The organism is Flavobacterium sp. (assembly GCF_044338735.1).
In the GTDB taxonomy this organism is placed as follows: domain Bacteria; phylum Bacteroidota; class Bacteroidia; order Flavobacteriales; family Flavobacteriaceae; genus Flavobacterium.
Genome location: NZ_JBIIWV010000002.1, coordinates 37,466 through 43,606, shown reverse-complemented (window position 1 = coordinate 43,606; position 6,141 = coordinate 37,466). Strand labels below are relative to the sequence as shown.

The 6,141-nt window shown below is 35.1% G+C and carries 6 protein-coding genes and 1 rRNA gene; 4 read left to right on the top strand and 3 right to left on the bottom strand.

Translation table 11 applies throughout. The features are described from left to right. Positions 1 to 92: 92 nt before the first annotated feature. Positions 93 to 202: ribosomal RNA gene (gene rrf, locus ACIQZC_RS00450) — 5S ribosomal RNA — on the top strand. A 232-nt stretch (positions 203 to 434) separates the two neighbouring features. Here rrf and ACIQZC_RS00445 read toward each other — a convergent pair. The 3 genes from ACIQZC_RS00445 to ACIQZC_RS00435 form a co-directional block, all read right to left on the bottom strand. Next, entirely contained in the window at positions 435 to 719 is a 285-nt protein-coding gene (locus tag ACIQZC_RS00445) for a hypothetical protein (protein WP_396137261.1), read from the bottom strand. 5 nt (positions 720 to 724) lie between these two features. Further along, entirely contained in the window at positions 725 to 1,120 is a 396-nt protein-coding gene (locus ACIQZC_RS00440; protein ID WP_396137260.1) for a hypothetical protein, read from the bottom strand. Positions 1,121 to 1,354: 234 nt separating this feature from the next. Beyond that, entirely contained in the window at positions 1,355 to 2,494 is a 1,140-nt protein-coding gene (locus ACIQZC_RS00435) for an acyl-CoA dehydrogenase (RefSeq protein WP_396137259.1), read from the bottom strand. Positions 2,495 to 2,590: 96 nt separating this feature from the next. Between ACIQZC_RS00435 and ACIQZC_RS00430 the strand changes: the two genes are divergently transcribed. The 3 genes from ACIQZC_RS00430 (at position 2,591) to nhaA (ending at position 6,098) form a co-directional block, all read left to right on the top strand. Further along, entirely contained in the window at positions 2,591 to 3,652 is a 1,062-nt protein-coding gene (locus ACIQZC_RS00430) for an anhydro-N-acetylmuramic acid kinase (protein ID WP_396137258.1), read from the top strand. An 84-nt stretch (positions 3,653 to 3,736) separates the two neighbouring features. Further along, a complete protein-coding gene (locus ACIQZC_RS00425; protein ID WP_396137257.1) occupies positions 3,737 to 4,963 on the top strand; it encodes a Glu/Leu/Phe/Val dehydrogenase dimerization domain-containing protein in 1,227 nt (408 codons plus the stop codon). A 4-nt stretch (positions 4,964 to 4,967) separates the two neighbouring features. Then, on the top strand, positions 4,968 to 6,098 hold the full coding sequence (gene nhaA / locus ACIQZC_RS00420) for a Na+/H+ antiporter NhaA (RefSeq protein WP_396137256.1): 1,131 nt from the start codon (positions 4,968 to 4,970) through the stop codon (positions 6,096 to 6,098). The last annotated feature ends 43 nt before the right edge of the window (positions 6,099 to 6,141 follow it).

Sequence of the window (6,141 nt, the reverse complement as noted above, 5' to 3'; positions counted from 1 at the left end):
ATTTGCAACTATGTTGCAGTGAAAAGTAACTAGTAACAAGTGATTAGCCCAAAAGCTAATTACTAATCACTAAGAGCTTATCACTTAAAATTTAAGGTGGTTATTGCGTCGGGGCTCACCTCTTCCCATTCCGAACAGAGAAGTTAAGCCCGATTGCGCAGATGGTACTGCAGTTATGTGGGAGAGTATGTCGCCGCCTTTTTTTAGTAACCCCAGCTTAAAAAGCTGGGGTTATTTTTTTTATAGGTACGCCGTGTTCGCAAGCTCGGTTCGCCGCCTTTCTTTTGAAAAGCCTGTTCTTTTGAACAGGCTTTTTTGTTACCCATATTTCGTCCTGATGGGACTATAAAATAAAAAAGCTACAAGAGTTCAATTGTAGCTTTTTTTGTATGGATTAAAGTCGGAAGACTTACGAAGTGGTTTATTAGTTAGTTTCACCACGCGAAAGGATTCGCGCGGCAGCGGGGGGAATTTGGATTGTCTTTATGAAGGTTACTATATAGAGCCTCAAAATTTTTAGCATTTAAATTTTCAGGTATATTTTCAATTAAATCGGTTAGTCCAACAATCTCAATAAAATTATCCATTGAAGGTAATTTTTTACCATATAATTCTCCATTTCTGTATGTTGAAGCAATACTTGCACCAGCACCAAGAATTACAACGTGACCACCTCCACTCATAACTGTTTTAATTCTATCTTCTTTTGTTTTCGGCATTATTTTTAAAAATTATAAGTAAAAAAATATGCCTTATATTCTTCATCGTATACAAGATTAATTTTCATTAAGCCTCCACCTTCGAGATATGCTTTCCAAGAAGTTTCTGAAACAATAACATATTTTTTATTGTAGTTTTCAACTTGGGCATTTAAGGCAGTCATATTATTTGGAATTTGAATACATCTAAAAGTTAATCCGTCTTCTTTGCTAAAATAATAAGTAAATTCTCCTAATGGCATATCAGCAGATGCGTATTTTGTCCCATCTGTTGTATAATCAATTTTAAAAGTTTTGTCATTATGCAATTCTTTTAGGTCTGTTAAGGAAATTCCTAAATGGGCTTGAGCATTCCCAAAGAATGGCAATAAGAATACTAAACTTAATAATATTTTCTTCATATTTTCTGTTTTTTTGGTTTACGTTTTTTTCTGAAGCTGTCCGCTAACTTGAATATATGTGCTACTTTGTATCGTATTTTCAAATATACTGAATATTTCCAATTATCAAAACATAAGTGATAAATTTTAATTTATAAGCATTATTTTCTACTAAATAGTAACTCGTTGCGCATAAAAAGCACAAAAAAATCCGGCTCAAAAGAACCGGATTTGATGTATAATTTATCGAGTTTATTATTTCACTAAACCTCTTGAAATGACAATGCGTTGAATTTCAGAAGTTCCTTCATAAATCTGCGTAATTTTAGAATCGCGCATCATACGTTCTACGTGGTATTCGCTTACGTAACCATTTCCGCCGTGAATTTGTACCGCTTCATTGGCAACTTCTAAAGCAATTTCTGAGGCATATAATTTTGCCATAGCTCCCGAATGTGCAATGTCTTCGCCGTTGTCTTTTTCGGTAGCGGCTTTGTGAATTAACAAACGCGCACAGGTAATTTTAACGTGCATGTCGGCCAATTTAAACGCAATGGCTTGGTGGTTGAAAATAGGTTTTCCAAACGCCACACGTTCTTGCGAATATTTTAACGCCAATTCATAAGCGCCTTGTGCAATTCCTAACGCTTGAGAAGCAATTCCAATTCGTCCTCCGTTTAAGGTTGACATCGCAAAAGCAAAACCAAATCCGTCAGCGCCAATTCTATTTTCTTTCGGTACTTTTACATCATTGAATAATAAGGTATGGGTATCCGATCCACGAATTCCCATTTTCTTTTCTTTCGGACCTATTTCAAATCCTGGTAATCCTTTTTCAACAATCAACACATTAATTCCTTTGTGTCCTTTTGCGGCATCGGTTTGTGCCATTACTAAATAGGTTGAAGCCGTTCCTCCATTAGTAATCCAGTTTTTGGTTCCGTTTACTAAATAGTGGTCGCCCATGTCAATAGCCGTTGTTCTTTGCGAAGTAGCATCAGATCCTGCTTCGGGTTCCGATAAACAGAACGCTCCAATGACTTCACCTTTAGCTAATGGAGTTAAATATTTTATTTTTTGCTCTTCTGAACCATATTTTTCTAATCCGGCACACACTAATGAGTTGTTTACCGACATGATTACGGCAGCAGAAGCGTCTACTTTTGCAATTTCTTCTATGGCTAAAACATACGACAAACTGTCTAAACCAGCGCCGCCATATTTAGGATCTACCATCATTCCCATAAATCCAAGTTCGCCCATCATTTTTACTTGTTCGGTAGGAAATTTTGAATGTTCGTCTCGCTCAATAACTCCAGGTAATAATTCGGTTTGAGCAAAATCTCTTGCCGCTTGCTGAATCATTTGGTGTTCTTCGGTTAATTTAAAATCCATATTTTTTAGATGTAATGTTTGATAATTTGTTAAATTGAGTCCTCAAATGTAATTATTTATTAGGAAATTTTCAATAACAATTTGTAATTTTAACCCATGTTTAAAGAAAACTACAACGTTATCGGAGTTATGTCGGGCACATCCTTAGACGGAGTCGATTTAGCGTACATAAACTTCAATATTTCAGAGCGTTGGACGTTTGAAATTTTTCAATCGGAAACCATTTCTTATTCCGATGAATGGCAGAACAAATTAAAAAATGCCATTCAATTTAACTCGGCTGAATTAGAACAATTGAATAGTGATTATACAAAACTTTTGGCTTCGATTATTACTGAATTTATTTCGAAACATCAATTCAAAGATATCGATGCCGTTTGCAGTCATGGTCACACGATTTTACACCAACCTCAAAACGGATTGACGCTTCAAATAGGAAATCTTCCTATGTTACAGCAATTGATTCAACAAACTGTGGTTTGCGATTTTAGACTGCAAGATGTGCAATTGGGTGGTCAAGGTGCGCCATTGGTTCCTATTGGTGATGCAATTTTATTTGCTGAATATGATTATTGTTTGAATTTGGGCGGATTTTCGAATATCTCGTTTTCAGATAATGGAACCCGAATAGCATTTGATATTTCGCCTGTAAATACTGTTTTGAATTACTATGCTAATGCCTTAGGTTTGCCGTATGATTCCGGAGGAAGTATCGCTCAATCGGGCAAAGTGAACACTACACTTTTAGCGCAATTAAATGAATTAGAATATTATAAATTGCCGTTTCCAAAATCATTAGGAATGGAGTTTGTAAACCAAGAGATTTTTCCACTAATGCATTCTTTTAGTTGTAGTATTGAAGATAAATTGGCCACTTTTGTGGAGCATATAGCCCTGCAAATTGCTGCCGTTTGTAATAAACCCAATGCTAAATTATTGATAACGGGTGGCGGTGCATACAATGTTTTTTTGATTCGTCGTTTATCAGAATATTTGTACACTACGACCCTAATTATACCAGATGACAAAATAATTCAATTCAAAGAAGCCCTGATTTTTGCCCTTTTGGGAGTCTTAAAATTAAGAGGTGAAAACAATGTACTTTCCTCTGTTACTGGAGCAAGACACGATCATTCATCAGGAATAATTTTCAAATAAATTTTCAAAACAAAAACATATATTAACCCTATGAGCTTATACAGAATATGTATATTTGCAAAACCAAAAAAATTAACTTACAAAATGAAAGATTTATTACAAAAATTTGAAAACAAAGAACCAGAAATAGTATTCAATTGGAAAGATCCAGAAACCGAAGCAGAAGGTTGGACGGTTATTAATTCGTTGCGTGGAGGAGCTGCTGGAGGCGGAACAAGAATGCGAAAAGGTTTGGATATGAACGAAGTTCTTTCGTTAGCCAAAACAATGGAAGTGAAATTTTCGGTTTCAGGTCCGGCTATTGGTGGAGCTAAATCGGGAATTAATTTTGATCCAAATGATCCGAGAAAAAAAGGCGTTTTAGAGCGTTGGTATAAAGCGGTTTCTCCGTTATTAAAAAATTACTATGGAACAGGTGGCGATTTGAATGTAGATGAAATTCACGAAGTAATTCCAATGACCGAAGATTGTGGGGTTTGGCATCCGCAAGAAGGGGTTTTTAACGGACATTTTAAACCTACCGAAGCCGATAAAATCAATAGAATTGGACAATTGCGTCAAGGAGTAATCAAAGTAATTGAGAATCCAAATTTTTCACCAGACGTAAACAGAAAATATACGGTAGCCGATATGATTACAGGATATGGTGTTGCCGAAGCGGCGCGTCATTATTATGATATCTATGGCGGAACCATCGTAGGCAAAAAAGCCATTGTGCAAGGATTTGGAAATGTAGGTTCGGCAGCGGCTTTTTATTTGGCTCAAATGGGTGCAAAAGTAGTAGGAATCATCGATAGAGATGGTGGTGTTATCAATGAAAACGGTTTTTCTTTTGAAGAAATTAAAAATTTATTCTTGCATAAAGACGGAAATAAATTAGTAGCAGAAAACATGATTCCTTTTGCCGAAATTAATCAGAAAATATGGTCTATGGGAGCGCAAGTTTTTGCACCTTGTGCGGCTTCAAGATTGGTTACAAAAGAGCAAGTGGATAACATGGTAGCGTCTGGATTAGAAGTAATTTCAAGTGGTGCGAATGTGCCTTTTGCAGACAAAGAAATTTTCTTTGGACCGATCATGGAAGCAACCGATCAAAAAGTAAGTTTAATTCCAGACTTTATTGCAAATTGCGGTATGGCTAGAGTTTTTGCTTATTTTATGGAGAAAAAAGTACAAATGACTGATGAGGCAATCTTTTCAGATACTTCAAATCGAATTAAAAATGCGATTCAAAAAGCACACGCCATCAATTCGGATAAAAAGAATATTAGTGCTACTGCGTTTGAAATTGCCTTGAAACAATTGGTATAAATAAATGAGACTTTCAAAATTATTTACTTCTTTTTTTGAAAGCGAAAAAGCGGGCGGTTTAGTTTTATTACTCTGCACCGCTTTTTCGTTAGTAATTTCTAATACCTCATTTTCCGAAAGTTATTTTGCTATTTGGCATCATCCCATTGCAAACCATAGTTTTGAGCATTGGATTAATGATGGACTAATGGCGATTTTCTTTCTGATGATCGGATTAGAATTAGAACGCGAAGTATATAAAGGAGAATTGTCAAAATTTAAAGATGCCATTTTGCCTATTTCTGGCGCTTTAGGTGGAATGTTAGTTCCTGCCTTGATATTTCTTCTGTTTAATTTTGGAACAAAAACACAATCGGGTATCGGAATCCCTATGGCTACCGATATTGCCTTTGCTTTAGGAATATTATCATTAGTTGGTAAAAACGTTCCTAATTCGTTAAAAGTGTTCCTAACGGCATTAGCGGTAATCGATGACTTAGGTGCTATTATTGTTATTGCGTTATTTTATACTAAAACGCTCTATTTTGTAAATCTTATTATTTCGTTATCCATTTTTGGCGGACTTTTGGTTTTAAACCGAATGAAGGTCAATAATCTATGGATTTACTTAATTGCGGGTGTGTTTATGTGGTATTTTATGCTGAATTCGGGTGTTCATGCTACCATTACGGGAGTATTACTAGCGTTTGCTATTCCTTTTCAAGACGGTTCGGAAAAATCTATTTCGTATAAATTACAACATTTTTTACATAAACCTGTGGTATATTTTATACTTCCTTTGTTTGCTTTGTGTAATACAGCAATTATCATTGGAGCTGATTGGATGCAGAATTTTTCAGAAGAATATTCGTTGGGAATTCTCTTTGGCTTAATTATTGGTAAACCTTTAGGGATAATTGTTTTTTCATATTTAGTAATTAAGGTTGGGTTAGCTAAATTACCCAAAGAATTAAGTATGAAAAAACTTCTAGGTGCCGGATTTTTAGGTGGAATTGGATTCACCATGTCGATTTTTATCAGTTTATTAGCTTTCGATGATGCGGAAATTATTAATAATGCTAAATTTATGATTCTTGCAGCATCACTAGTTTCAGGAATAGTAGGGTTTTTGTGGTTAAAGAGGTTCTGTAAATAATTCAAACAATTTTTATTTTATATTTACGTTTTAAAATTAAACT

Bases quoted from the DNA above. Each gene is read 5' to 3' on its own strand.
- ACIQZC_RS00445 (WP_396137261.1), bottom strand. From the start codon at position 719: ATGCCGAAAACAAAAGAAGATAGAATTAAAACAGTTATGAGTGGAGGT.
- ACIQZC_RS00440 (WP_396137260.1), bottom strand. From the start codon at position 1,120: ATGAAGAAAATATTATTAAGTTTAGTATTCTTATTGCCATTCTTTGGG.
- ACIQZC_RS00435 (WP_396137259.1), bottom strand. From the start codon at position 2,494: ATGGATTTTAAATTAACCGAAGAACACCAAATGATTCAGCAAGCGGCA.
- ACIQZC_RS00430 (WP_396137258.1), top strand. From the start codon at position 2,591: ATGTTTAAAGAAAACTACAACGTTATCGGAGTTATGTCGGGCACATCC.
- ACIQZC_RS00425 (WP_396137257.1), top strand. From the start codon at position 3,737: ATGAAAGATTTATTACAAAAATTTGAAAACAAAGAACCAGAAATAGTA.
- nhaA (WP_396137256.1), top strand. From the start codon at position 4,968: ATGAGACTTTCAAAATTATTTACTTCTTTTTTTGAAAGCGAAAAAGCG.